This window comes from Bradyrhizobium sp. 17 (genome assembly GCF_023073515.1).
In the GTDB taxonomy this organism is placed as follows: Bacteria; Pseudomonadota; Alphaproteobacteria; order Rhizobiales; family Xanthobacteraceae; genus Bradyrhizobium; species Bradyrhizobium canariense_D.
The window spans coordinates 195,561-218,732 of sequence record NZ_JADPJQ010000067.1 but is presented as its reverse complement, the minus strand read 5'-3'; the positions used below and the strand labels follow the sequence as shown (position 1 = coordinate 218,732).

Annotated in this window: 24 protein-coding genes; 12 read left to right on the top strand and 12 right to left on the bottom strand. The window is 63.9% G+C overall.

The window, feature by feature from the left end; translation table 11 throughout:
- Positions 1–5: 5 nt before the first annotated feature.
- Together lon and IVB13_RS13145 are read left to right on the top strand one after the other, a co-directional pair.
- A complete protein-coding gene (lon, locus tag IVB13_RS13150; RefSeq protein ID WP_247335373.1) occupies positions 6–2,411 on the top strand; it encodes an endopeptidase La in 2,406 nt (801 codons plus the stop codon).
- Between the two features lie 5 nt (positions 2,412–2,416).
- Positions 2,417–2,572 carry a hypothetical protein gene (locus IVB13_RS13145; protein ID WP_247295101.1) on the top strand — a complete coding sequence of 52 codons (156 nt, stop codon included), beginning with the start codon at positions 2,417–2,419 and terminating at the stop codon, positions 2,570–2,572.
- Positions 2,573–2,642: 70 nt separating this feature from the next.
- Here IVB13_RS13145 and IVB13_RS13140 read toward each other — a convergent pair whose 3' ends face one another.
- The 9 genes from IVB13_RS13140 to IVB13_RS13100 all read right to left on the bottom strand — a co-directional run bounded on the left by IVB13_RS13140 (position 2,643) and on the right by IVB13_RS13100 (position 12,508).
- Positions 2,643–2,945: an HU family DNA-binding protein gene (locus IVB13_RS13140; RefSeq protein WP_007601427.1), complete on the bottom strand. Its 303-nt coding sequence runs from the start codon at positions 2,943–2,945 to the stop codon at positions 2,643–2,645.
- A 357-nt stretch (positions 2,946–3,302) separates the two neighbouring features.
- A complete protein-coding gene (locus IVB13_RS13135) occupies positions 3,303–4,535 on the bottom strand; it encodes an acetyl-CoA C-acetyltransferase (protein ID WP_247335377.1) in 1,233 nt (410 codons plus the stop codon).
- 148 nt (positions 4,536–4,683) lie between these two features.
- A complete protein-coding gene (locus IVB13_RS13130; RefSeq protein WP_085361044.1) occupies positions 4,684–6,147 on the bottom strand; it encodes a GH1 family beta-glucosidase in 1,464 nt (487 codons plus the stop codon).
- An 863-nt stretch (positions 6,148–7,010) separates the two neighbouring features.
- Complete coding sequence (locus IVB13_RS13125) at positions 7,011–7,418, bottom strand: hypothetical protein (RefSeq protein WP_018460275.1); 408 nt, start codon at positions 7,416–7,418, stop codon at positions 7,011–7,013.
- 60 nt (positions 7,419–7,478) lie between these two features.
- Positions 7,479–7,646, bottom strand: a complete 168-nt coding sequence (locus IVB13_RS13120; protein ID WP_162847266.1) for a hypothetical protein — start codon at positions 7,644–7,646, stop codon at positions 7,479–7,481.
- Between the two features lie 169 nt (positions 7,647–7,815).
- A complete protein-coding gene (locus IVB13_RS13115; protein ID WP_018460276.1) occupies positions 7,816–8,049 on the bottom strand; it encodes a hypothetical protein in 234 nt (77 codons plus the stop codon).
- Entirely contained in the window at positions 8,046–8,345 is a 300-nt protein-coding gene (locus tag IVB13_RS13110) for a hypothetical protein (RefSeq protein ID WP_085384859.1), read from the bottom strand. The genes IVB13_RS13115 and IVB13_RS13110 overlap by 4 nt, the downstream gene beginning before the upstream one ends.
- A gap of 131 nt (positions 8,346–8,476) precedes the next feature.
- Complete coding sequence (locus IVB13_RS13105; protein ID WP_247489086.1) at positions 8,477–10,996, bottom strand: TonB-dependent receptor; 2,520 nt, start codon at positions 10,994–10,996, stop codon at positions 8,477–8,479.
- Between the two features lie 153 nt (positions 10,997–11,149).
- Complete coding sequence (locus IVB13_RS13100) at positions 11,150–12,508, bottom strand: histidine kinase (RefSeq protein WP_026233990.1); 1,359 nt, start codon at positions 12,506–12,508, stop codon at positions 11,150–11,152.
- A 146-nt stretch (positions 12,509–12,654) separates the two neighbouring features.
- Between IVB13_RS13100 and IVB13_RS13095 the strand changes: the two genes are divergently transcribed.
- Together IVB13_RS13095 and fghA are read left to right on the top strand one after the other, a co-directional pair.
- Positions 12,655–13,275 (top strand): response regulator transcription factor, encoded by a 621-nt coding sequence (locus IVB13_RS13095; protein ID WP_018460280.1) that lies wholly within the window; start codon positions 12,655–12,657, stop codon positions 13,273–13,275.
- Positions 13,276–13,345: 70 nt separating this feature from the next.
- Positions 13,346–14,191, top strand: coding sequence for an S-formylglutathione hydrolase (gene fghA / locus IVB13_RS13090; RefSeq protein WP_018460281.1), 846 nt, complete (start codon positions 13,346–13,348; stop codon positions 14,189–14,191).
- Positions 14,192–14,200: 9 nt separating this feature from the next.
- Here fghA and IVB13_RS13085 read toward each other — a convergent pair whose 3' ends face one another.
- Positions 14,201–14,701, bottom strand: coding sequence for a DUF3280 domain-containing protein (locus IVB13_RS13085; protein ID WP_018460282.1), 501 nt, complete (start codon positions 14,699–14,701; stop codon positions 14,201–14,203).
- A 127-nt stretch (positions 14,702–14,828) separates the two neighbouring features.
- Between IVB13_RS13085 and IVB13_RS13080 the strand changes: the two genes are divergently transcribed.
- The 6 genes from IVB13_RS13080 to IVB13_RS13055 all read left to right on the top strand — a co-directional run bounded on the left by IVB13_RS13080 (position 14,829) and on the right by IVB13_RS13055 (position 19,697).
- On the top strand, positions 14,829–16,010 hold the full coding sequence (locus IVB13_RS13080; protein ID WP_018460283.1) for an ABC transporter substrate-binding protein: 1,182 nt from the start codon (positions 14,829–14,831) through the stop codon (positions 16,008–16,010).
- Positions 16,011–16,020: 10 nt separating this feature from the next.
- On the top strand, positions 16,021–17,001 hold the full coding sequence (locus IVB13_RS13075) for a YVTN family beta-propeller repeat protein (RefSeq protein WP_026233991.1): 981 nt from the start codon (positions 16,021–16,023) through the stop codon (positions 16,999–17,001).
- Positions 16,998–17,804: an ABC transporter ATP-binding protein gene (locus tag IVB13_RS13070; protein WP_018460285.1), complete on the top strand. Its 807-nt coding sequence runs from the start codon at positions 16,998–17,000 to the stop codon at positions 17,802–17,804. Before IVB13_RS13075 ends, IVB13_RS13070 begins: the two co-directional genes overlap by 4 nt.
- Complete coding sequence (locus IVB13_RS13065) at positions 17,801–18,649, top strand: ABC transporter permease (protein WP_018460286.1); 849 nt, start codon at positions 17,801–17,803, stop codon at positions 18,647–18,649. Before IVB13_RS13070 ends, IVB13_RS13065 begins: the two co-directional genes overlap by 4 nt.
- The gene (locus tag IVB13_RS13060; RefSeq protein ID WP_026233992.1) at positions 18,646–19,260 is read left to right on the top strand and encodes a hypothetical protein; all 615 of its coding nucleotides are present in this window, start codon (positions 18,646–18,648) and stop codon (positions 19,258–19,260) included. The genes IVB13_RS13065 and IVB13_RS13060 overlap by 4 nt, the downstream gene beginning before the upstream one ends.
- A gap of 137 nt (positions 19,261–19,397) precedes the next feature.
- The gene (locus IVB13_RS13055; protein WP_007601401.1) at positions 19,398–19,697 is read left to right on the top strand and encodes a copper-binding protein; all 300 of its coding nucleotides are present in this window, start codon (positions 19,398–19,400) and stop codon (positions 19,695–19,697) included.
- A gap of 127 nt (positions 19,698–19,824) precedes the next feature.
- On the opposite strand, the gene IVB13_RS13050 is transcribed toward IVB13_RS13055, so the two are convergent.
- Positions 19,825–20,382: a PQQ-dependent catabolism-associated CXXCW motif protein gene (locus IVB13_RS13050; protein WP_018460288.1), complete on the bottom strand. Its 558-nt coding sequence runs from the start codon at positions 20,380–20,382 to the stop codon at positions 19,825–19,827.
- A 10-nt stretch (positions 20,383–20,392) separates the two neighbouring features.
- A complete protein-coding gene (locus IVB13_RS13045; protein ID WP_247295105.1) occupies positions 20,393–21,274 on the bottom strand; it encodes a substrate-binding domain-containing protein in 882 nt (293 codons plus the stop codon).
- 127 nt (positions 21,275–21,401) lie between these two features.
- Between IVB13_RS13045 and IVB13_RS13040 the strand changes: the two genes are divergently transcribed.
- Both IVB13_RS13040 and IVB13_RS13035 read left to right on the top strand, forming a co-directional pair.
- Positions 21,402–22,325, top strand: a complete 924-nt coding sequence (locus IVB13_RS13040; protein ID WP_026233993.1) for a quinoprotein relay system zinc metallohydrolase 2 — start codon at positions 21,402–21,404, stop codon at positions 22,323–22,325.
- Positions 22,326–22,375: 50 nt separating this feature from the next.
- Positions 22,376–23,172 (top strand): quinoprotein dehydrogenase-associated SoxYZ-like carrier (locus tag IVB13_RS13035; RefSeq protein WP_247489084.1); only part of this gene is annotated, 797 nt, incomplete at its 3' end.

Genomic DNA, 23,172 nt, shown 5'->3' with positions numbered 1-23,172 from the left:
CGATCATGACCACCGAACCAATGAATACCGCACCGACCAATCCCCAGAGCAATTCCGACGTGAAGATTCCCGAAGACGCGCTGATCATCATTCCCGTGCGCGAAATGGTGCTGTTCCCCGGCGCCATCGCGCCGATCGCGATCGCGCGGCCGAAGTCGGTCGCCGCCGCGCAACAGGCGCTGCGCGAGCAGCGACCGGTCGGCATCGTCCTGCAACGCAGCCCCGAGACCGAGGAGCCCGGACCGGACGACCTCTATCGGGTCGCGACCATCGCCAACATCGTGCGCTACATCACCGCGCCCGACGGCACCCATCACATCGTCTGCCAGGGCGTGCAGCGCGCGCGCATCCTCGACTTCCTGCCGGGGACGCCGTTCCCGGCCGCGCGGATCCAGCAGATTCCGGAGCCGACCACCAGCACGCCCGAGATCGAGGCCCGCGGGCTGAACCTGCAGCGCCAGGCCATCGAGGCGATCGAGCTGCTGCCGCAGGCGCCGCCCGAACTGGTCGCGATGTTCCAGGGCACCACGGCGCCCGGCGCGCTGGCGGACCTGGCGACCTCGTTCATGGACATCAAGCCGCAGGACAAGCAGGAGGTGCTGGAGACCATCGACCTCGCTCTGCGTGTCGAGAAGGTGTCGAAGCATCTGGCCGAACGGCTGGAGGTGCTGCGCATCAGCAACGAGATCGGCCAGCAGACCCGCGCCAGCTTCGACGAGCGCCAGCGCGAAGCGATCCTGCGCGAGCAGATGGCGACCATTCAGCGCCAGCTCGGCGAAGGCGACGGCAAGGCGGCCGAGGTGGCCGAGCTGACCGCTGCCATCGCCAAGGCCAACATGCCGCCCGAGGCCGATGCACATGCGAAGAAGGAGCTGCGCCGCTACGAGCGCATGCCGGAGGCCGCCGGCGAGGCCGGCATGGTCCGCACTTACCTGGACTGGCTGATCGAGCTGCCGTGGGCACTGCCCGCGGAGAAGCCGATCGACATCAAGGAAGCGCGCCGCATCCTCGACGCCGATCACTTTGGCCTGGAGAAGATCAAGAGCCGGATCATCGAATATCTGGCGGTGCGCAAGCTGGCGCCGCAGGGCAAGGCGCCGATCCTGTGCTTCGTCGGACCGCCCGGCGTCGGCAAGACCTCGCTCGGCCAGTCCATCGCACGCGCGATGGACCGTCCCTTCGTGCGCGTCAGCCTCGGCGGCGTGCATGACGAGGCCGAGATCCGCGGCCACCGGCGCACCTATATCGGCGCGCTGCCTGGCAACATCATCCAGGGCATCAAGAAGGCCGGCGCCCGGAACTGCGTCATGATGCTGGACGAGATCGACAAGATGGGCCGCGGCGTGCAGGGCGATCCTTCCGCCGCGATGCTGGAGGTGCTCGACCCCGAGCAGAACGGGACGTTCCGGGACAATTACCTGGGCGTGCCCTTCGACCTGTCGCGCGTGGTGTTCATCGCGACCGCCAATATGCTGGACCAGATCCCGGGTCCGTTGCTGGACCGCATGGAGCTGATCAGCCTCGCCGGCTACACCGAGGATGAGAAGCTGGAGATCGCCAAGCGCTATCTGGTGCGCCGGCAGCTCGAGGCCAACGGCTTGACCGCCGAGCAGGCCGAGATCGAGCCGGAGGCGCTGAAGCTGGTGGTCAAGGGCTACACCCGCGAAGCCGGCGTGCGTAACCTCGAGCGGGAGATCGGAAAGCTGTTCCGCCATGCTGCCGTGCAGGTCGCCGAGGGCACGGCTGCCAAGATCGTCGTGACGCCAAAGGACATCGGCACTGTGCTCGGCCAGCCGCGCTTCGAAGGCGAGATCGCGCAGCGCACCAGCATTCCAGGCGTGGCCACTGGCCTGGCCTGGACGCCGGTCGGCGGCGACATCCTGTTCATCGAGGCCTCGCGGGTATCAGGCCGCGGCGGCATGATCCTGACCGGCCAGCTCGGCGAGGTCATGCGCGAGAGCGTGCAGGCTGCGATGACGCTGGTGAAGAGCAAGGCCACGCAGCTCGGCATCGATCCGCAGCTGTTCGAAAAGAGCGACATCCACGTTCACGTGCCGGCAGGCGCGACCCCGAAGGACGGACCGAGCGCGGGCGTTGCGATGTTCACGGCGCTGACGTCCCTGCTCACCAATCGCACGGTGCGCAGCGACACCGCCATGACCGGCGAGATCTCGCTGCGCGGCCTGGTGCTGCCGGTCGGTGGCATCAAGGAGAAGGTGGTGGCAGCCGCGGCCGCGGGCCTGAAGCGGGTGATGCTGCCAGCGCGCAACAAGCGAGATTACGACGATATCCCGCAGAGCGCGCGGGACAACCTCGAATTCATCTGGCTGGAGCGCGTCGACGAAGCCATCGCCGCGGCGCTCGAGCCGGCCGAGGCCAAAATCGAGGCCAAGGTCGAAGCGGCGGAGTGAATGCGATGAAGAAACTGCTGGAAAAAGCGAAGCAATCGCGAAAGACGCAGCGGTTGCGCCAGTTGCTCGATCGCGCCATAGACGGGGTTCGCGATGCGCTGGCGGCATCCGGACCGCGGCTTCAGCCGATCCCGGTCCGCGCGAAGCGCCGCAAGGGTTGAGCCCTCCGTCTCAAGTCCTCGCGACAGCCCCGAACAAAAGGCCCCCTCGCTCGAGGGGGCCTTTGCGTTGTTAGCCCACGGCGTCCTTGGCGGCCTTGACCGGGCGGGCGCGGACGATCTTCCGGGCCGGCTTGGCCTTGAACATCATCTCTTCGCCCGTGAACGGGTTGGTGCCCTTGCGCGCCTTGGTGGCGGGCTTCTTGATGACCACGAACTTGGCGAAGCCCGGCACCAGGAACAGGCCGTTCTTCTTGAGCTCCTTGTGACCGACGTCGGTCAGCGTCTCCATGACGCTCTTGACGTCACGCTTGGAAAGCTCGGTGGTGGTCGCGATCTTTTCGATCAGCTGCGATTTCGACATTTGGGTGGCCATCGTGTCTCCTCTGATTCGTTGACGGCTGCATATTAGACCAACCGGTGAAGGCCTATAGCCTTCTGCACAGTTTTGTCGGGGTTTTACGGGCTTTTTTGGCCCTCTGTGGCAAAAAACCCTGCTTTTTAGCCACTTCCGGAGCGGGAGAAGCCTCAGGCAGCGGATTTTACCTTGTTTCAAAGGCCCGCACGCAGCCTTGCTAAAGCTGATTCGATGCTTTCGACAAGCGATGACCGGCCTCTTTGTCGGAGTCCGGTCGCGATTCACCCTGGAAAATAAGCCTAGATCGTCGTGATGTGGCGATCGCGGGTACTTTCTCTCCCTTATTTCTAGGGAGCGCGACGAGCTTCGCTCGCGCTAGATACGTTCGATGATGACGGCCGGGGCCATGCCACCGGCCGCGCACATGGTGACGAGACCGCGCTTCAAGTCGCGCCGTTCAAGCTCGTCGAGCAGGGTGCCGATCAGGATCGAGCCGGTGGCGCCGATGGGATGGCCGAGCGCGATCGAGCCGCCGTTGACGTTGACCTTGGCGCGGTCGAGCTTGAGGTCGCGGATGTATTTTTCCGCAACCACGGCAAAGGCCTCGTTGATCTCGAACAGGTCGATGTCGTCGATGGTCAGCCCCGCCTTCGCCAACACCTTGCGCGTCGCCGGCACCGGCGCGTTCAGCATCAGCGTCGGCGAGTCCCCCATATTCGCCATCGCGACGACGCGGGCGCGCGGCTTCAGGCCGTGCGCCCTGGCGTAAGCGGGCGAAGCCAGAAGGATCGCGGCGGCGCCGTCGACGACGCCGGACGAGTTGCCGGCGTGGTGCATGAAGTCGATCTCGAGGTCGGGGTATTTCTGCAGGATCAGGCCGCGATAGGTCGTGCCCCTGTCGTCGAGCGCATGGTCGGCGACTGCGGGGAATGCGGGCTTCAAAGCGCTCAGCCCTTCCATCGTGGTCTGCGGCCGCGGATATTCTTCATGGTCGAGCGCGAGGCTGCCGTCCTCGCGATGCACCGGCACGAGGCTCTTCTTGAAGTGGCCGTTCGCGATCGCATGCGCGGCACGCTTCTGACTTTCGAGGCCGAGCGCGTCGACGTCCCTTCGCGTGATGCCTTCCAGCGTCGCGATCGCGTCGGCGCAGACGCCCTGATGCGACTGCGGATGCCGCGCTCGCAGGCGCAGATTGCCGTTGTCCATCATCATCGGACCGCCGCCGCGGCGTCCTTCCATCGACATCATCTCGCAGCCGCCGGCGACGACGAGGTCCTCCGTGCCCGACATGATCGAGCTTGCGGCCATGTTGACGGCGGTGATGCCGGAGCCGCAGAAGCGGTCGAGCGTTACGGCACTCGCGCGCACGTCGTAGCCGGCGTCCAGCGCCGACATGCGGCCGAGATCGCCGCCTTGCGTTGCGACCTGCGCGCTGCAGCCCCAGATGACGTCGTCGACGTCGGCGGTGTCGATGCCGGTGCGCGTCGCGAGCGCGCGCAGCACGGTTGCTCCCAGCTGCTGCGGATGAATGCCCGAGAGCGCCCCCTTGCCGGCCTTGCCAACGCCCCGCGGGGTCCGGCAGGCATCGATGATGAGTGCGTCGATCATTGGCATTATCCTCTTGTTGAACGGTTGGAAGCGTTTTGAATCAGCGGGCGAAGGGAGTCAATGCGCGCTGGCGGAACCGCCTCACCCCGCCCTCTCAACGCGAGCCAAGCTCGTCGCCCTTCCGCAAGAGCGGGGCGAGGGAGAGCAATCAAACCCCCGCTGCGTTCTTCGCGATCACGTTGCGATAGAAGCTGGCGCTGAGTTTCGGCGTACGCACCTGCGTATCGAAATTGACGTGGTAGAGCCCAAAGCGCTTGTTGAGCCCAAATACCCATTCGAAATTGTCCATCAGGCTCCAGAGGAAATAGCCGCGCACCGGCACGCCTTCGGCGGTGGCGCGCTGGAGCTGGGCCAGGTAGTTGCGCAAATACATGATGCGGTCGGTGTCGTAGATCTTGCCGTCGGGCGTCACGACGTCGTCGCCGGAGGTGCCGTTCTCGCTGATATAAATCGCGTCCGTTTTCCAGATCTTTGCCGCCAGCTTGGGCACCCAGTAGATCGTCTCGGGGCCGACGCGCAGCCAGTCCGAATTCATGTGCGGGAAGGATTTCGGGATCGGCAGCGGCATGAAGCCCGCGCCCTGGTCGGAGGCCACCACATAGTTCTGCGGCGCGTAGATGTTGAGGCCGAGGAAATCGACCGGCGAGGAGATGATCTTCAGCTCCGCATCCGTGTATTTCGGCGCGTCGCGCCCGGCGAAATTCAGGAAGGCGTCGGTGTACTGGCCCGTCATGATGACGTTGAGATAGCCGGCGTTCATTTCGCGCAGCGCGATCTCTGCGGCGCGGACGTTCTCCGGCGTGTCGATCGCGGGGGCACAGGCATCGATGTTCTCCGCCGGCCCCACCCTGGTGCCACGGCGGCCATGGGCGCGTACCGCCTGCACCGCAAGCCCGTGCGCGAGCGCGCTGTTGTGCCTGATCTGGTTGACCTCGGCTTGTGGCAGCGTCACGCCGGGCGCGTCGATGCCGATGCCGTAGCCGAAATAGACGAAGCGACCGCTCTCGTTCAGTGTGAATACGTTCTTGACGCGATCGGTCAGGTGCTCGGCGACATAGGCCGCGTAATCACCGAAGATCTTGCAGGTCTCCGTCGACCGCCAGCCGCCAAACCGGTCCTGGAGCGATTGCGGCAGGTCCCAATGATAGAGCGTCAGCCACGGCTCGATGCCGTTCTTGAGGAGTTCGTCGACCAGGCGGTTGTAGAAATCGAGTCCCTTCGGGTTGGGCTTGCCGTCGCCGTCCGGAAACAGCCGCGGCCAGGCCACCGAGAAGCGATAGGCCTTGCAGCCGAGCTCCCTGATGAGCGCGATGTCCTCCTTGTAGCGGTGATAGTGCTCGTTGGCGCGGTCGCCGGTCGAGCCATCCTCGATCTTGCCGGGGATGCGGACGAACTTGTCCCAGATCGAGGCCCCTCGCCCGTCCTCGTTGACCGCGCCCTCGACCTGATAGGACGAGGTCGCCGTGCCCCAGACGAAGCCCGCGGGGAAACCGTCCACGTTTCGCGGCGGCGATGCGGGCTTGGCGTCCGCGACCTCGAGAGGATTGGCGATTCCGGCTGCGGACAATCCCGCCAGCGTGGCGAACTGGCGACGCGAGACCTTGTCCGACATTGATCGTGCTCCGGGGTGATGCTCTTTCGGTGGCACCATGGCGAATCGCGGGTCGTTTGAGAAGCGGGCGAGCCGAGGGCCGAGGATGCAGGATTGCGGAATGCGACAAAGTTGTCCGAAAGGGGCTAGGGCGATCGTCGGCAGAGCTACCCCAAAGCCGAAATACCAGCCCCACCGTCATTCGAATTCCAGCCCAATCCGGCAAGGAAGTTGTCAGTTCCCTCGATACGAGGGCCCGTAGGCTCACAGAATGCCATATACCGCTCGGAAATTACGACCAAACTTCGCAAATATGGCGTATGCTGCAGCCATCGCCGCTCCGCTCTGGGCGATTGTCTGTCTGCACCGGTCAAGCAAGAGAACGACTGACTTATGACGCGGTTTGACCGCATCAGACTGTGGTAACCTCTTCCGCTTGACCAAGCGCCTGTCCTGCCAGGGATACAATGACTGACCCGCGTCAGAGCCACCGTGAATTCGAGGTAGATATATGTCGTATGCCTACAAGCTGAATGAAGACGTTCGCCACCAGCCCCAAGGCCCACAAGGACGTGCCGCAACTGAGCCACCGATGATTTACACCATCGTCCAGCATATGCCCATCGAGTCCGATGGACGTCTCCGATACCGCATCAAGTGCAAGTCGGAGAAAATCGAGCGAGTCGTCACGGAAGATCAGCTTTCGTATTCGCAGTGATCGCTTGATGACGGCGGGAATCCAGCGCGGATGAATTGGCTCGGTGTTGCCATGACCAACGACGGGACCGTTCTCGTTGCTTGGCGAGCCTGGATTGCGGAATGTCTGCCTGGGTCGGGAGCAGACATGAGGTCCTTCCGCCGCGGTGGCGCGCGGGCTTCCGCGATCAGCGCGAGCGCTTCGGCAACTTTGGCAGCTTGTCGGGATTGAACGGCGGCATCTGCCCGGTTCGTTCAGGTGCGGGCGCCTGCTGTTCCGTCAGAATCAGCGTACCCTGGAGGATCATTCCCGGCGCTTGCGCTGCCGTCGCCGTGTAGGTCGCCACCTTGCCCGGGCAGTTTCCCTCGATGTCCAGCGTGAGCTCATCGTCGACGCCGAACACGGTTGCGCGTCCGTCGGTATGGCGCTTCGTCGACACGGTGGCGGTGAAGCGATCGCCGTCGACCTTGCAAGAGCCGTGATAGGTCATCAGGCTGTCGCAGCCCCAGATCTGTCCGTCTGCGATATGGACGATCCCGGTCCCCTGATCGAGCGGCGTCTTGTACCAGGCGGCGTAGGTGCCGTCCTTCAACATGGGAGCAGTCTCCCCTGGTATTTCCTCGCGCATATCGACACGATCAGCGCTAACAAAGCGTTAATCGCGCGGCCCGAGCCAATCCGGGCTATTCCTGCGCAGCTCGGCCTCCAGGTCTTCAATGATGCTGTGAAGCAGACAGGCGGCAAGTGGATCGGTCACTTCGCGCTCCAAATGCCGGTACCGCGCGATCTGGAATTCCTGCTCTCTCAACTGGTGCTCTGTCATCGGACGGGCCCTCCGACGAACCGACGCAGAGACAGCCGAACAGTTTCGTTACAATTTTAGGATCATTCGCTATGGTTTCCAATCGGTAAAAACAACGCGACGCCAAGCTTCGCCGGCGGGCGGGATCATCGGAGATGTCAAAAGGTCGATACGCTGACACGCACCGCTGTCACGGCACGTCGCCGCCGCTGCGACTTCCACCGATGCTGTGCGGCTTATTGAGGAAGAACTCCCGGTTACCGAGAGCCGCCTCCGCGTACTGATCAATCGCAACCTGGATGGCCTCGATGTGCATGCGGCACCAACCCTCGAGGCAGGACAGGCGCCGCGCATGATGAAGCGCCTTCAGAAATTCCGGCGGCTCCTGCATGTCGGAGAAGTAGGTCGGCCTCTCCCCCTTCATGCTCGTGCCATCTTTCGCGGCGGAACAAGGCTGCGCTTCTCAACCCCGACGCGCGATGGCATCGGCCGACGGCGGGGAACGAACAGGCTGGCGACGACGATCGGGTCGGTGTCTCCGAGCGCGGCCCGCTCCTGAACGAGCCCGCTCATTACCGTGCGCATCTTCATGACTTCGCCTGCGACGAAGCTGCAGTCCTCGTCCCTGTTGATCTGCTCATGCATGATCGCCTCGGCCTCACGCATGCTGACGCGTAACGCCCTGATGATCCTGCGGATTTCGTTGATGCGGTTGTCCATGGCTCGCTCCCTTGGCTGGACGAGCAGCATAAGAACAAAACATGAACAATGAGTCAATCGGCTTGAGGTAGAGCAGAGCCGGCGTGACACGCCATGCCGGGCGGCGCCAACCCGGGCTTACCGAGCCAAGATCAGAACGTCACCCGCATCCCCGCATAGAACGCACGCGGCCTTGCCGGACTGAGCGAGCGCGGGTCGGTGAACTCGGCACCGCCATTGGTGAAGTTGGGCACGGCTTCGCGGTCGAAGAACTGTCCGTAGGTCGCGTAGCGCCTGTCGAAGATATTGTCGATCTTGCCGTAGAGCTGGACGTTCTTGGTCACCTGGTAGGACGTGTGCAAGTTGAACACGGTGTAGGACGGCAGCTTCGTATATTGGTTGGACTCGTCGCCGACCAGATATTGGCTGGAGACGAACAGCGCGTTGCCGCCAACCTTCCACACGTCGGTGACGGCATAGTCGATGCCGACCTTGACGCGATGGCGCGGGATCGCGGGGAGCTGGTTGCCGGGTAGCACCTGAATGGTCTCGGTGACAGTATCCCTGAACGGGCTTTCGGAACCGAGCGCGAAAGCGTCGAGATAGCGTGCGTCGACGAAAGCGTAGCTCGCCTGAAACTGAAGCGTGGGCGACTTGATGTTGACCTCAGCTTCGAGCCCCTGACGCCTGGTACGGCCGACGTTGGAGAAATAGCCGAAGCCGGTGCGGCCGACTGCGGGAACGGCGACGATGTCGTCGTAATTGGTGGCGCGGAAGCCGCCGATTTTCCAGCCGAGCGTGCCGATGTTCAGCTCCCTGCTGCCGCGCAGGCCCGCTTCCACGGTCTTGGACACGACCTGCTTCAATGGCGGATCGGAGACGAGAAACGCGGCAATCAGACAGGGACGGGCTGGATCCGAGCAGCCGAGCTCGAGCGGCGTCGGAACGCGGTTGGCCTCGGAATAGCCGGCGTAGGCCGTCAGCTCCGGCGTGATCTTGTAGGTGCCGCCGATTACCGGATTGAAGCGGGTGAAGGTGTGATCGCCGTTGAGATCGGTCCCGAGCTGATCCTCCAGCGTGATGCCCGCGACGTTGAACCGGCCGCCGCCGGTGACGGCGAAGGCGTCCGTGATATTGAACGTGTCCATTGCGTAGAGGCCGTTATATTGATTGACGGTCCGCAGCGAGACAGGGCCGGCAACGGTATCAGGTACGCCAGTCGGCCCCAGGAAGAGGCCGCCGCCGCTGACGACGTAGCTTTCTCCGATCGTGCCGATTTCGGCGGTGGCGTTATAGCGCGTGACACTGGCGTCATAGGTCGCGCCCATCACGAAGCGGTTGTCGTGGCCGAACAGCTGGTCGGTGTTGGTGGCCTGCCCCGACACGCCGAAGGTGGTCGAACGTATCGAGCTCCGGTCGATCTCGCCGAGGATGGTCCCGGACGCGAAAGGATTGGCAAGCGGCAGGCCGTTCACGCCGTTTGCCGGTGTGGCGCCGTCGCCGAAGCAAAGAAGCCCAGCGAGCCCCGGGTCAGTGCATTCCTGCGCGTCGGTCGGATTGCCGTCGACGAGCTTCTGCTCGTACCTGCGCACATGCGCGGTGCCTTCGAGTGTCCAGGTCGGCGTCGCATCGACCTTGCCCGTCAGGTTGAGATAGCCGACGCGGTTGGAAGTGGTCTGCGGGGTCGTGTAGGTCGCGCCCCAATATTTGTCGAGCAGCTCGGCGGGAACGGTGGCGTTGGCGCCGAAATCGTTCTTGGCGACGCCCATGTTGGCGTGGAATTCGCTGTCGCCCGCCTTGTAACCGACGTCGCCGTAGAAGCGCCGCACGTCCGATTGGGAGAAATTGCGGAAGCCGTTGTCGTGCAGGCCTTCGAGCGCGGCATAGACGCCGTAGTTCTTGTCGACCGTCTTGCCCCATTGCGCCGAGCCCTGAATGCGGCCGAACGAGCCGCCCATGAGATCAAGCTCCGCGCCCTGATAGGTAAAACCGTCCTTCATTTGCAAATTGATCGCGCCGCCCAGCGCGTTGAGGCCGAAGGCGGGATTGTTGGTCACGAGCGTCACCGACCGGATCGCCGCGGTCGGGATCAGGTCCCAGTTGACGGCGTCGGAGAAGGCCTCGTTGATGCGAACCCCGTTCTGATACACAGCGAGGCCTTGCGGCGTGCCCGTCACCGGCGAGGCAACGAAGCCGCGGAATTCGACATCCGGCTGAAATGGATTGCCGGTAACCTCGCTGATGTTGACGCCGGCGATGTTGTCGCGAAGCGCGTCGGTGATGTTCAGCGAGCCGGTGCGCTTGATCTGGCTGGCGTCGACGGCGTTGATCGCCGAGGGGACCTTGTCGACGTCAAGACCTCTGCCGGTACCCGGCGCGGTCGGATAGACGTAGAGGCGCGTCTTGGGGCTGGCGGATGACGGCGCTCCGATGTGCGCGACCGGACGCGATGACGCGGTGCGCCGCGCCGTTGACCGCGGCGGCGCCGTCACCTCGACCGGCGGCAGGTTCTGGACGTTGGTTTCCTCGTCCTGCGCGGCCCCCGCGGGGATCGCGAAGACGGAGAGCAGCCCGGTCGAAACCAAGGCGATCAACAAACGACGATTGAACCCAAGAGGCTTGAACCCAATAGGCTTGAACCGAAAACGCTTGAACCAAACACGATCGCCCATCCCAGCCTTCCCATCCGTGACCACCGACTGTTTTGATCTTCCCCCGGTTGGTCGAGACGAGTGTAATCGGCAGGAATGCGTGCGCCAGCCACAAAAGGTCGGGCCGTATCGCACCAAATTTCCCGACCAAATCGGGAATTTTTCCCGACGCGATCAGGCCGCTGCCGTCGGGACCAGGGCCTCTACGGTCAGACCACCGTCACCCGAGACGACGTTGAGCGTGCCGCCCAGCGCGAGAATCCGCTCGCGCATGCCGACGAGCCCGAAGCCGAGCTTTTGGCCGGGCTCCATGCCGCGGCCATTGTCGCTGACCCGCACCCGGGCACAGCTGCGGCCGTCGCTTGCCGCCTCCGCCACCGGCTCGATGACGACGTTAACCGAGGTCGCGCCGGCGTGGCGGAACACGTTGGTGAGCGCCTCCTGCACGATGCGGTAGATGGTGAGGTCGGCGGTCTCCCCGGTGACGCCAAGCGCCGGCGAGATCACGGTCTCGATGGTGACATCGGGATGCGACTCCCGCCACAGCCGCGACAGCGATTCCAGCGCCTGGCGCAGGCCGAACTCGGCCAGGCCGACTGGCCGGAGGCGCTCCAGCACGCGGCGATTGAACTGCTGAAGCGCGTTGATCTGCTCCAGCATGGCACTGCCGTGTTTTCGCACGGCCTCCGCATTCGGGGCGCGTCCGTCCGCCTGCTTCGCCAGCGCGCTGGCATGCGCGCGTAGCGAGAACAAGTATGGCCCGAACTCGTCATGGAGCTCGCGCGCGATCTCCTTGCGCTCGACGTCCTGGAGCGACACCGTTCGCTCGGCGAGGCGCCGCTTGTCCTCGATGGCGTCACTGAGCGTTGCCGCAAGATGGTTGAGCTTGGTGCAGATCGCGGCGAGTTCCGGCGCGCCGCCCGGCGCGACGCGCGCCTGATAACGCCCGTCTTCGAGCTCGGCCATCACGTCCGCAAGGGATTGGAGCGGCGCCAATGCCCGGCCGATCACATTCATCATCACCAGGAACAGCGCCAGCGCGATCACCGAGCCGACCTCGAGCTGGGTCACGATGGCGTCCCAGATCTCGGCGATCTCGTCATCGGGATGGGAGGTGATCAGCAGCGAACCCGGCTTGCCATGGATCGAGACGGGCACGCTCACCGCGGTCTGCTCGGGATGAACCAGGCTGACGAACCAGGCCGGCGGCGCGCGGGTGTCGTCATCGGCGTCGGTCCGGGGCTGCGTCAGCGGACGGCCGGCTTCGTCCCGAAGCGCGATGCTGACATGGCGCAGGCGGCTGAGGTCGCGTGCGATCTGGTTCAGCCTGGCATCCGGATCGGGCGCCTCGTTGAGATCCGCAACGATCATCTCGATGAATTCGCGCGCGAGCCGGATCACGCTCTGGTCCTCGGCCTGCACGCGCGGCCCGGCTTCCGCGACCTGGCGGCCGATATTGACGGCGAGTCCCAGCGCCAGCAGCAGCGCCAGCAGCAGGTTGATGCGCCCGCGCAAGGATAGATTTTGCCACATTGGTATCGCCCGTGCCCCCGCGAAGGATTGGCCTGCCCCTTGTCCGATAACGTTGACAGAGGCGAAGCGCCCGATATCTAATCGAAAGCGTACAGCAATCCCGGCCGGGCGCGAAACAGGCCAAGACGCTGTCGCGAGGAACGCCTATGCGCATTTTGATCGTCGACGATCATCCCATCGTCGCCTCCGGCTGCCGTGCCGTGCTGGCGGACGAGGGCGAGATCGAGATTTTGGAGGCCGCCGACGCCGAAGACGGCGAGTGCGTCTTCATCGTCGAGCGCCCCGACCTCTCGATCATCGACATCAACCTGCCGACCGTGTCCGGCTTCGAGCTCGCGCGCCGCATCCTCGAGCGCGCGCCCGAGGCCCGGATCATCATGTTCAGCATGAACGACGACCCTGCTTTTGCCGCGCGGGCGATCGAGTGCGGCGCCAAGGGCTATGTCTCCAAGACCGGTGACCCCGACGATCTCGTCGAGGCGATTCGCACCGTCGGCGGCGGCGGCACCTATCTGCCGAGCGCGATCGCGCGCAGCATCGCCTTTGCGGGACCCGCGCTGGCGCAAAGCCCGCTGTCGAAGCTGAACGCGCGCGAGATGGAGATTTTGCGGCTGCTCAGCGCCGGAAAGAGCCTATCCGAGATCGCCTGGCTGGTGCAGTCGTCCTACAAGACTGTCGCCAACACCTCGTCCATCATGCGCCAGAAGCTCGGGGTGAAAACCTCTGTCGAGCTGGTGCGGCTGGCGATCGACAGCGGCGTGGCCTGACGGCCGCCGCGAATTCGGTCACACAAGCGTTGCAATCCTGATGTGGTTTGATGCCACGGAGCATAACGGCATGACGATCCAGACTGTCTCGACCAATACATCCTATGGCGGCGTGCAGGGCGTGTATCGCCATGCCAGCCAGGCGACCGGAACCGACATGACGTTCTCGGTCTATGTTCCCCCGCACGCACAGGGCGCCAAGCTGCCTGTGGTCTGGTATCTCTCCGGCCTCACCTGCACGCACGCCAACGTCACCGAGAAGGGCGAATTCCGCAAAGCCTGCGCCGAGCTCGGCTTGATCTTCGTCGCGCCCGACACCAGCCCGCGAGGCCCCGACGTGCCCGGCGATGCCAATAATGCCTATGATTTCGGTCTTGGCGCCGGCTTCTATGTCGACGCGACGGAAGCGCCGTTTTCAAGCAATTATCGCATGTGGAGCTACGTCACCGACGAACTGCCGAAACTCGTGGCGGAAAATTTTCCGGTCGATGCGAAGCGCCAATCGGTGATGGGCCATTCGATGGGCGGCCATGGCGCGCTGACGGTCGCGCTGCGCAACCCGCACCGTTTTCGCGCGGCCAGCGCCTTTGCGCCGATCGTCGCGCCGTCGCTCGTGCCCTGGGGCATCAAGGCGTTGACCGGCTATCTCGGGCCGAACAAGGACATTTGGCGCAGCCACGACACGGTGGCGCTGATCGAGGACGGCGCGAAGTTTTCAGGCTTCCTCGTCGACGTCGGCGAGGCCGATAACTTTTTGAAAGAGCAGCTTCGTCCTGAATTGCTGCAGGCGGCCTGTGCCAAGGCCAACATTCCGCTGACGCTGCGGCGGCAGGCGGGCTACGACCACAGCTATTACTTCATCTCGACCTTCATGGGCGATCACCTGCACTGGCATGCGGAGCGATTGAAGGGGTAAATATCTCCCTCACGGCTTGCCGTAGTTCGGCGCCAGCAAGCGGTTGCGGATCAGATAGCTCATCGTGCGCGTCCAGGATTCATCGGTGTTGCCGCGCATATCGGCGCTGGCGGCCGTGATCATGTTGCCGGTCTTCACGTCGCGCAGGTAGATGTTCAGATTGATGATCAGGTTCGAGACCTTCTGCACCATGCCAGTGATTTCCAAATCGGCACCCAGCTGCCCGGCAAGCTTGAGGTCGCAGCCGCCGCAGGCCTGCAGATTGGCGTGACGGGCCGCATCCCGGACCGGCGCAATATCGATCAGCTGGAACCTGCCTGACTCAACCAGTGCCTTGCGCAACTGCTCGCTGATGAGGTCGAGCCGCGCTTCCTCGGGCTTGGAGCCGTAGAACTCGCCAGGCAGGCTGGTGTCGATCAGTTCGAAATCGAACACCGCGAGTTTCGGCGGATCGGCGAATGCGGCCGAGCCCGTCAACAGCAAAGCGGCGAAACATATCAGCGCTCGCATGATCGTGATTCCCGGCGTGGCGGCGTGAGGACGAAATGCGGGGTTGCATGCCCTGACAAATCGGTCATGCTTTAGCAGAGACAATTCTCCATCGGCGGTCAAGCCGGGGAGAACATCTGGAGGAAACATGATCCGATGGTTGGTCGGCCTGATCTGCCTGGGTTTTGCTGCGACGAGTGCGCTCGCAGCCGACCCTGTCATGATCGGCGTCGGCTATCTCGGAATCGCCGGCACCAGATCAACGCTGTCGCTGGTCGAGCAGCCCGCGGAGAATGACGGCGTCGCCGGCGCACGCCTGGCCATCGAGGACAACAACACTACCGGCAAATTCCTCAACCAGCGATTTGCGCTGGAGGAGCGTCGTATCAAGGAGGGCGAAGATGCCGTGCAGGCCGCGACAGAGCTCGCCGCACGCAACGGCTTCATCATCGCCGACCTGCCGGCCGACACGCTGCTGAAGGTCGCCGACGCCCTGCGCGAGCGCGGCACGTTGCTGTTCAACGCCGGCGCGATCGACGAGCGGCTGCGCGAGGCCGATTGCCGTGCCAACGTCATCCACACCGCGCCGACGCGCGCAATGCTGGCCGATGCGCTCGGTCAGTATCTGGTGTGGAAGCAATGGAAGCGCTGGCTGCTCGTGGTTGGCTCGCATGACGAGGACAGACTGTTCGCCGATGCGCTCCGGCGCACCGCGACGCGGTTCGGCGCCAAGATCGTGCAGGAGCGCAGCTTCGAAGACAAAGGCGGCGCGCGCCGCACGGACTCCGGCGTGACGCTGATCCAGCGGCAGATGCCGGTGTTCACGCAACAAGCTCCGGCCTATGATGTACTGGTCGCCGCTGACGAGAGCGAGGTGTTCGGCGCCTACCTGCCCTATCGCACCTGGGATCCACGGCCTGTCGCGGGCTCGGCCGGCCTCGTGCCGCGGAGCTGGGACGCTGCGCAGGACCAGTGGGGCGCGATCCAGATGCAGAACCGCTTCGTCAAGCTCAACGCGCGGCGGATGACTGCGCTCGACATGCAGGCGTGGACCGCCGTGCGCATGATCGGAGAGGCCACGTCGCGCACCAATTCCGGCGAGGTCAAGAAGGTCACCGATTTCATCAAGGGCCCGGAGTTCTCGGTCGCCGCCTTCAAGGGCACGAAGCTGACCTTGCGCGACTGGAACCTGCAGCTGCGCCAGCCGATCCTGCTGGTCGATGGCCGCATGGTGGTGTCGGTGTCGCCGCAAGAAGGTTTCCTGCACCAGGTCTCCGAGCTCGACACGCTCGGCTATGACCGCCCGGAGAGCAAATGCAAGCTGAAGTGAGGACATTAAAGTGAGGACTTGGACGTTCCGCGCGTGGCGTGTTGGGTTGCTGTCCGGATTGGCGCTGGCGGCAGCGCCGGCGCATGCGTTCATCGCCTATGTCTCGAACGAGAAGAGCAACACGGTGTCGGTGATCGATACCGAAAGCTGGACGGTGACCAAGACCATCAAGGTCGGCCAGCGCCCGCGTGGCATCGACTTCACGCGCGACGGAAAGTTCGTGATGGTCGCGGTCGGCGACGACGACACGATCCAGATGATCGACGCGAAGACGCAAACCGTGGTGGACAGCCTGCCCTCCGGTCCCGACCCTGAATTGTTCGCCCAGGATGCCGCCGGCAAGGTCCTCTATGTCGCCAACGAGAACGACAACACAGTGACCGTGATCGACCTCGAGAAGCGCGCTCGCCTTGGCGACATCCAGGTCGGCGTCGAGCCCGAGGGCATGACCATCAGCCCGGACGGCAAGACGCTGATCAACACGTCCGAGACCACCAACATGGCGCATTTCATCGACACGTCGTCGCGCCAGATCGTCGCCAACGTGCTGGTCGACGCGCGACCGCGCTTTGCCGAATTCAAGCACGACGCTTCCGAATTGTGGGTGTCCTCGGAGATCGGCGGCACCGTCTCGATCATCGACCCCGGAAAGCACGAGGTGACCGGCAAGATCAATTTCGAGATTCCGGGGTTGAGGAAAGAGGCGATCCAGCCCGTTGGCATCGGCATGACCCGGGACGACAAGACCGCCTTCATCGCGCTCGGTCCCGCCAATCGCGTCGCCGTGGTCGATACCGCCTCGCGCAAGGTGACGAAATATCTGCTGGTGGGACAGCGGGTCTGGCACATGGCATTCACCCCGGACGAAAAATTTCTGCTCACCACCAATGGCGTCTCGAACGACGTCTCCGTCATCGACGTCGCCGCGCAAAAGGTGATCAAGACCATTCAAGTGGGCGAACTGCCCTGGGGTATCACGATCGCGCCATGACCAGCCCTGTTCCCATCGCCGAACAACGCGAAACACCAAGGCCCGATCCGGCGACCGTGCCCGCGCTATCGATCGACGACGTCAGCCACGCCTATGGACCGCGCCGCGCGCTGATGGACGTGTCCTTCAACGTGCAGCCCGCGAGCTTCACGGCCCTGCTTGGCCTCAACGGGGCGGGCAAGAGCACGCTGTTCTCGCTGATCACGCGCCTGTTCGGCATCCAGTCCGGCCGCGTCGGCATTTTCGGCCATGACATCAGCAAGAGTCCCGGCGAGGCGCTGCGGTTGCTCGGCGTCGTGTTCCAGCCGCGCACGCTCGATCTCGATCTGTCGCTGACGCAGAACCTGCTCTATCACGCCGCACTCCACGGCATCAGCCGCCGCGAAGCCGGCGCTCGAGCCGCCGAGCTGCTCGGTCGCATCGGGCTTACCGAGCGCGCCGGCAGCAAGGTGCGCGATCTCTCGGGCGGGCAGATGCGGCGGCTGGAGATCGCCCGGGCGCTGCTGCACCGGCCGCGCCTGCTCTTGCTGGACGAGCCGACCGTCGGCCTCGACGTCAAGGCGCGCGCCGACATCATCAGCCATGTGCGCCAGCTCGTGAGCGAGCAAGGCATCGGCGTACTCTGGGCCACGCATCTGTTCGACGAAATCATGGCCGGTGACGATCTCGTGGTGCTGCATCAGGGCAAGGTGCTGGCGCAGGGACCGATGAGCCGCGTCGTCGCGGAAGCCGGCGCGCAGGACGTCAACACCGCCTTCATGCGCCTGACCGGCGCGCAGACCCTGCCGGGCGGCGGCGCATGAGCAGCATCACCACGCGCGAGGCGCAGCGCGGCTTCTCGGCCGCCGAATACATGACCTGCCTCACGGGCATTGTCTGGCGCGAGGGACTGCGCTTCCTGCACCAGCGCGAGCGGTTCGTCTCGGCGCTGGTGCGGCCGCTGGTCTGGCTGTTCATCTTCGCCGCCGGTTTCCGCCAGGTGCTCGGCATCTCCATCATCCCGCCCTACGAGACCTACATCCTCTACGAGGTCTTCATCGCGCCGGGGCTGATGGCCATGATCCAGCTCTTCAACGGCATGCAGTCCTCGCTCTCGATGGTCTATGACCGTGAGATGGGGAACATGCGCACGCTGCTGGTGAGCCCACTGCCGCGCGGCTACCTGTTGTTCTGCAAGCTGCTCGCGGGCACCGCGGTGTCGCTGCTCCAGGTCTACGCGTTCCTGCTGATAGCCTGGTTCTGGGACATCACCCCTCCCCTATCGGGCTATCTCACCGTGCTGCCGGCCCTGATCCTGTCCGGACTGATGCTGGGCTCGCTGGGCATGCTGATCTCCTCCGGCATCAAGCAGCTGGAGAACTTTGCCGGCGTGATGAATTTTGTCATTTTCCCGATGTTCTTCGCTTCATCGGCACTCTACCCGCTCTGGCGGGTGCAGGAGGGCAGCCCATATCTCTACTATGTTTGCGAGGCCAATCCGTTCACCCATGCGGTCGAGCTGATCCGCTTCGCGCTGTACGGACAGATCAACTGGATCTCGCTGGCGGTGGTCGCGACCTGCACAATCGTCTTCATGATCGGCGCGATTCTGGCCTATGATCCCTCGCGCGGGCTGGCGCGACGGGGGCCTGCGGGAGGCGAAGGATGACGGTTCGGGTTCTGGCCATGGCCGCTCTGATGCTCGCAGCCGCGAGCACGGCGGCACGCGCGGCCGATCCGCGCTATCCGGATTGGCCCTGCACGCAGGCCAAAGTGCCGGAAATTTCGCTCGCCGCCGTATGGGCCGGTCCTCCGCTCGACGACGTGCAGAACAAATGGAAGGACGACGCCAAGGTCAGCGCGCTGGTCGCCAAACTGTCGGCACGCAAGACGCCGCTGGACGAGGGCGAGAAGTTGGTGAAGGAGTTTTTGGCGGGCTCCGCGGCCGACAAGACCACGAACGCAAAACTGCTGTTCGCAGGCCTGTTCGACACGCTCAACGCTCAGCGCTCGCAGGTCATGAGCGGGCTGGAACGCGTCAGCCGCAAGCAGCGCGAAGCCGCCGACAAGATCCGCGAGGAGAGCGTCCAGCTTCAGGCGCTCCAAGGCGCCACGCCGCGCGACGAGGCTAAGGTCGATGCGCTCAGCAACGAGCTGATCTGGAAGACTCGCATTTTCGAGGACCGCCACAAGGTGGTGCGATTCGTCTGCGAGGTTCCCACCACCATCGACCAGCGGCTGTTTGCGCTTGGACGCGTGATCCAGCAGGAAATGGAATAGAGTCAGCCTCATTGACCGCTTGCGGCCGGTTCCCGCGCCTCCATGGCGATCATTAACCTGCCGCCGTGCTATATGCCGGAACCAAATCGGTCTAGGATGTCTTGTCGACGGGTAATCCAAGGCATCGGGAGGCCTCGATGGGAACCACGAAATTCATCCTCGCAGGCGCTGCAGCCATCAGCATGCTCGCAAGCAGCGCATTCGCTGACGATCTGACCGGAATGGTCACCCGGATAGATCGGCTCAACAGCACGATTTCGATCCAGCAGACGCAGAAGGGCACAGTCGGCGGCAGCGCAGGCGGCGCCGGCGCGCTCCAGGAGTATAAGGCCAAGGATGCCGCGATGCTCGACGCCGTCCACGCCGGCGACAGGGTGAGCTACTCTGCGACCGACAATAACGGGACGGGCACGCTGACGAAGTTGCAGAAGCAGTAAGCTTTTCCTCGCCTCTTCCCACGTGCGACAGGGCGTCATGGCCGGGCTTGTCCCGGCCATCCACGCACAGCCACGAGGCACCAAGAACGTGGATGCCCGGGCAAGCCCAGGCATGACGATCTCTTGCCTATTGCTCCGGCCGCGGCTCGGGCTGCGCCTCCTCAGTAGGAAGCTTTGCACGCTCCCAGCCGTCGGTGCCATCGGGATACCAGGCGATGTTGGAGTAGCCATACGCGAGCGCGCGCTTGGCGGCGTTCCAGGACATCCAGCAATCGGCCAGGCAATAGATCACGAGCAGCGCGTTCTTATCGCCGTGTGATGCACGCGCCAGGCCGCGCTGGAAATAGTCGTCCATGGCGGGCGGCAGCGTGCCGTAGCCGGTATCCGGCAGCCAGATGCTGCCCGGAATATTTTTGCGCGGCGCCTCGCGCCAAACGGTACCCGCGGGAAGGTTTTTCGGCTTCGGCGCGCGCGGCAGCACGTCGATGAAGGCGCCGCTCTTCGCGCGCCAAATCGCCTCGGCTTCTGACGTCGACAGCACGCGCGCGCCGCCGAGCGTCGGCGGCACGGGCGCGCGGTAGTTGTCGGTGCGATAGCCTTCGGGCTCGAACGGCTCCTGCTGCTGCGCAACGACCGGCGCCACCAGCACGGCGCCGACCAGCGCAGCCGCAAGGTGCCGCCTCATGGCGTCTGCCTCATGGTGCCTTCTTGGTCGTCTCCGCGCCAAGCGGCCGATCGTTCTCGTCCAGCAGCGGCACGCCGAAATCGAGCAGGATCTTGTTGATCTCGCCCTGGTTCTCCTGGATCAGCTTGTTGAGCTGCCGCTTCCAGTTCTGGTCGGCGCCACGCACGCCCATGCCGATGCGATAGACCAGTTTTGGCCCGGTGGTTTCCTTCACCAGCGGCGTGACATGAAGCGACCCCGCCTTCTTCGCGTAGAACCCTGCCATCGGTCCCCACAGCACGCCGGCGTCGATCTTGCCCGCCGTGAGATCATCGATCATTGCCTGCGCCGAATTGTCGTAGCGCGTGTCGATCATGAGCGGATAGGGCTTTGCATCACCCATCAGTCCCGCAATGGCCATGTTGGTCGCAGGCGGCGTGCCGGCGACGATGCCGACATGCTTGCCCTTGAGCCTGGCATCCTCCAGCGTGTCGACCTCCTCCAGCCCGCTACCTGCTTTCGCGACCAAGGCATAGCTCGTGCGGTAGTAGGGATTGGTGCCTTGCACGAGGTCATCGCCTTGGGGGAAGCCCATGATGACGTCGCAGCGATGCGAGCCGAGCGTCATGCGCACGAAGCCGGTGGCTTGCGGAAAAAAGACATAGTCGAGCTTCTTCTGGAGCTTGTCCGCAAACAGCTCGGCAAGCTTGTTCTCGAACCCCTCGCCCTTCTCATTCGAGAACGGCAGATTGCGCGGGTCGGAACAGACGCGTAGCACCTTGGGGTCGACCAGTTCGAACGAGAGGTCACCCGTCTCGTTGGTCTGCGCTATGGCGACGTCGCCGAACGCGCAAGACGCAACCAGGATACTCAGTGAAAGCAACCAGCGACGATGTCGTCCGGCCTCCGTCATCGCGCTTCCTCCTAGGCTTGTTTGAATGCTAGCCATGCAACGCATGACGCGCCATGTTTTGCCAGACTTTGTGCTGGCTTTCTTTGTTGCAGTGCAATGCGCGCAACCTTTGAACTGAGGCTGAAAAGTGTCTCGCATCGCTCTCGTGATCGCAGCCTTGTCCCTGGTAACAGCGACGCTAGCATGCGCCGCAGCGGCCGAATTGCCTGTGAGCGAAGTCGCGCCGGGAATCTTCGTACACTCCGGGACCATCGCCCTGATGACCCGCGAGAACGAGGGCGACATCGCCAATGTCGGCTTCATCGTGGGCGAAGATGCGGTGGCCGTGATTGATACCGGCGGTAGCGTTCGCGAGGGCGAGGCGCTGCTGGCGGCGGTGCGGGCCCGCACCAGCAAGCCGATCCGCTACGTCATCAATACCCACGGCCATCCCGACCATGTTTTCGGCAATGCGGCTTTCGTCGCCGGGGACACCATTTTCGTCGGTCACAGCCGATTGCCGCGGGCGCTCGCTGCCCGTGGGCCGTACTATCTCGACAATTTTAGGCGCATCATGGGCGACGAATTGATATCTCCCGTGAAAATCGTGCCGCCCACAATGCTCGTCACGGACACCCTGATGCTCGATCTCGGTGCGCGCCGCCTCAACCTGCGGGCTTGGCCGGCCGGGCACAGCGACAATGACCTGACCGTGTTCGATGAGATGACGAAGACGCTGTTCACTGGCGACCTCATCTTCCTCCGCCATATTCCGGTGATGGACGGCAGCATTCGCGGCTGGCTTCGCATCCTCGCGGAACTCGAGAGCATTCCGGCGCAGCGCGTCGTTCCCGGTCACGGACCTGTGAGTGAATGGCCTGCCGCGCTGACCGATGAACGGCGCTATCTGACGGCACTGCTGGCGGACATCCGGGCGTCGAACAAGAAGGGCGAGCCGATCCGAACCGCTGCAGACAGGGCCGCCGCCTCGGAACGGCCGCACTGGGAGCTGTTCGACGACTACAACGCCCGCAACGCAACCGCAGCATTTTCGGAAATTGAATGGGAGTAGCGGACGCGCTACGATGCGTGAAACGTTGCTTCGTCCGCGGGACCATGACCATGACGGGATGCACGCGCCGACTGCCTCTGATCGCCCTGCTCCTCGGCATTGCATTCGCCGTGCCGGCGCAGGCGGAAGAGGCTTACGATCCCTGGCCGGGCCTGGTGCAGGACATCTTCAGCAGCCGTCCGATGAATGACGGCGGCAATGTCATTGGAATCGAGATGCCGTATCGTGCCGAAGACGCGGCCATCGTGCCGGTGACCCTGCGCAGCAAGCTCTCGCCCGGCGATGCCCGCCGCATCCGTTCGATCACGCTGGTGATCGATCGTAATCCCGCGCCGATGGCGGCGAAGTTCGAGCTCGGACCGGATGCCAACGTCACTGAAATCTCGACCCGCGTGCGCGTCAACAATTACACCGACGTTCATGCGGTGGCCGAGCTCAGCGATGGCCAGCTCTATGTCTCGAAAGTCTACGTGAAGGCCTCCGGCGGCTGCTCGGCACCAGCAGGGAAGAATGCCGAGGAGGCCCAGAACCGGCTCGGCCAGATGCGCTACCGCCAATTCGCGCGCGAGGAGGCCCCGGCGAGCCGCATGCGGGAAGCGCAGATCATGATCGGCCATCCCAACAATTCCGGCCTGCAGATGGACCAGGTCACACAGCTCTACATTCCCGCCTTCTTCATCAACCAGCTCAAGCTGACGCAGGACGACAGCCCCGTGCTGTCGATGGAAGGCGGCATCTCGATCTCGGAAGATCCAAATCTGCGCTTCACCTATGTATCCAACGGCGCCAGGCGTTTTCGCGCGGAAGCCAAGGACACGGACGGACACGTGTTCCGGAACGAGTGGGA

Coding starts and splice junctions, on each gene's coding strand:
- IVB13_RS13140 (WP_007601427.1), bottom strand. CDS start 2,945: ATGGCCACCCAAATGTCGAAATCGCAGCTGATCGAAAAGATCGCGACC.
- IVB13_RS13125 (WP_018460275.1), bottom strand. CDS start 7,418: ATGTTGAAGGACGGCACCTACGCCGCCTGGTACAAGACGCCGCTCGAT.
- IVB13_RS13100 (WP_026233990.1), bottom strand. CDS start 12,508: ATGTGGCAAAATCTATCCTTGCGCGGGCGCATCAACCTGCTGCTGGCG.
- IVB13_RS13065 (WP_018460286.1), top strand. CDS start 17,801: ATGAGCAGCATCACCACGCGCGAGGCGCAGCGCGGCTTCTCGGCCGCC.
- IVB13_RS13060 (WP_026233992.1), top strand. CDS start 18,646: ATGACGGTTCGGGTTCTGGCCATGGCCGCTCTGATGCTCGCAGCCGCG.
- IVB13_RS13135 (WP_247335377.1), bottom strand. CDS start 4,535: ATGATCGACGCACTCATCATCGATGCCTGCCGGACCCCGCGGGGCGTT.
- IVB13_RS13145 (WP_247295101.1), top strand. CDS start 2,417: ATGAAGAAACTGCTGGAAAAAGCGAAGCAATCGCGAAAGACGCAGCGG.
- IVB13_RS13110 (WP_085384859.1), bottom strand. CDS start 8,345: ATGGACAACCGCATCAACGAAATCCGCAGGATCATCAGGGCGTTACGC.
- IVB13_RS13130 (WP_085361044.1), bottom strand. CDS start 6,147: ATGTCGGACAAGGTCTCGCGTCGCCAGTTCGCCACGCTGGCGGGATTG.
- IVB13_RS13085 (WP_018460282.1), bottom strand. CDS start 14,701: ATGCGAGCGCTGATATGTTTCGCCGCTTTGCTGTTGACGGGCTCGGCC.
- IVB13_RS13115 (WP_018460276.1), bottom strand. CDS start 8,049: ATGAAGGGGGAGAGGCCGACCTACTTCTCCGACATGCAGGAGCCGCCG.
- IVB13_RS13080 (WP_018460283.1), top strand. CDS start 14,829: ATGATCCGATGGTTGGTCGGCCTGATCTGCCTGGGTTTTGCTGCGACG.
- IVB13_RS13070 (WP_018460285.1), top strand. CDS start 16,998: ATGACCAGCCCTGTTCCCATCGCCGAACAACGCGAAACACCAAGGCCC.
- IVB13_RS13120 (WP_162847266.1), bottom strand. CDS start 7,646: ATGACAGAGCACCAGTTGAGAGAGCAGGAATTCCAGATCGCGCGGTAC.
- IVB13_RS13105 (WP_247489086.1), bottom strand. CDS start 10,996: ATGGGCGATCGTGTTTGGTTCAAGCGTTTTCGGTTCAAGCCTATTGGG.
- fghA (WP_018460281.1), top strand. CDS start 13,346: ATGACGATCCAGACTGTCTCGACCAATACATCCTATGGCGGCGTGCAG.
- IVB13_RS13045 (WP_247295105.1), bottom strand. CDS start 21,274: ATGACGGAGGCCGGACGACATCGTCGCTGGTTGCTTTCACTGAGTATC.
- lon (WP_247335373.1), top strand. CDS start 6: ATGACCACCGAACCAATGAATACCGCACCGACCAATCCCCAGAGCAAT.
- IVB13_RS13095 (WP_018460280.1), top strand. CDS start 12,655: ATGCGCATTTTGATCGTCGACGATCATCCCATCGTCGCCTCCGGCTGC.
- IVB13_RS13055 (WP_007601401.1), top strand. CDS start 19,398: ATGGGAACCACGAAATTCATCCTCGCAGGCGCTGCAGCCATCAGCATG.
- IVB13_RS13050 (WP_018460288.1), bottom strand. CDS start 20,382: ATGAGGCGGCACCTTGCGGCTGCGCTGGTCGGCGCCGTGCTGGTGGCG.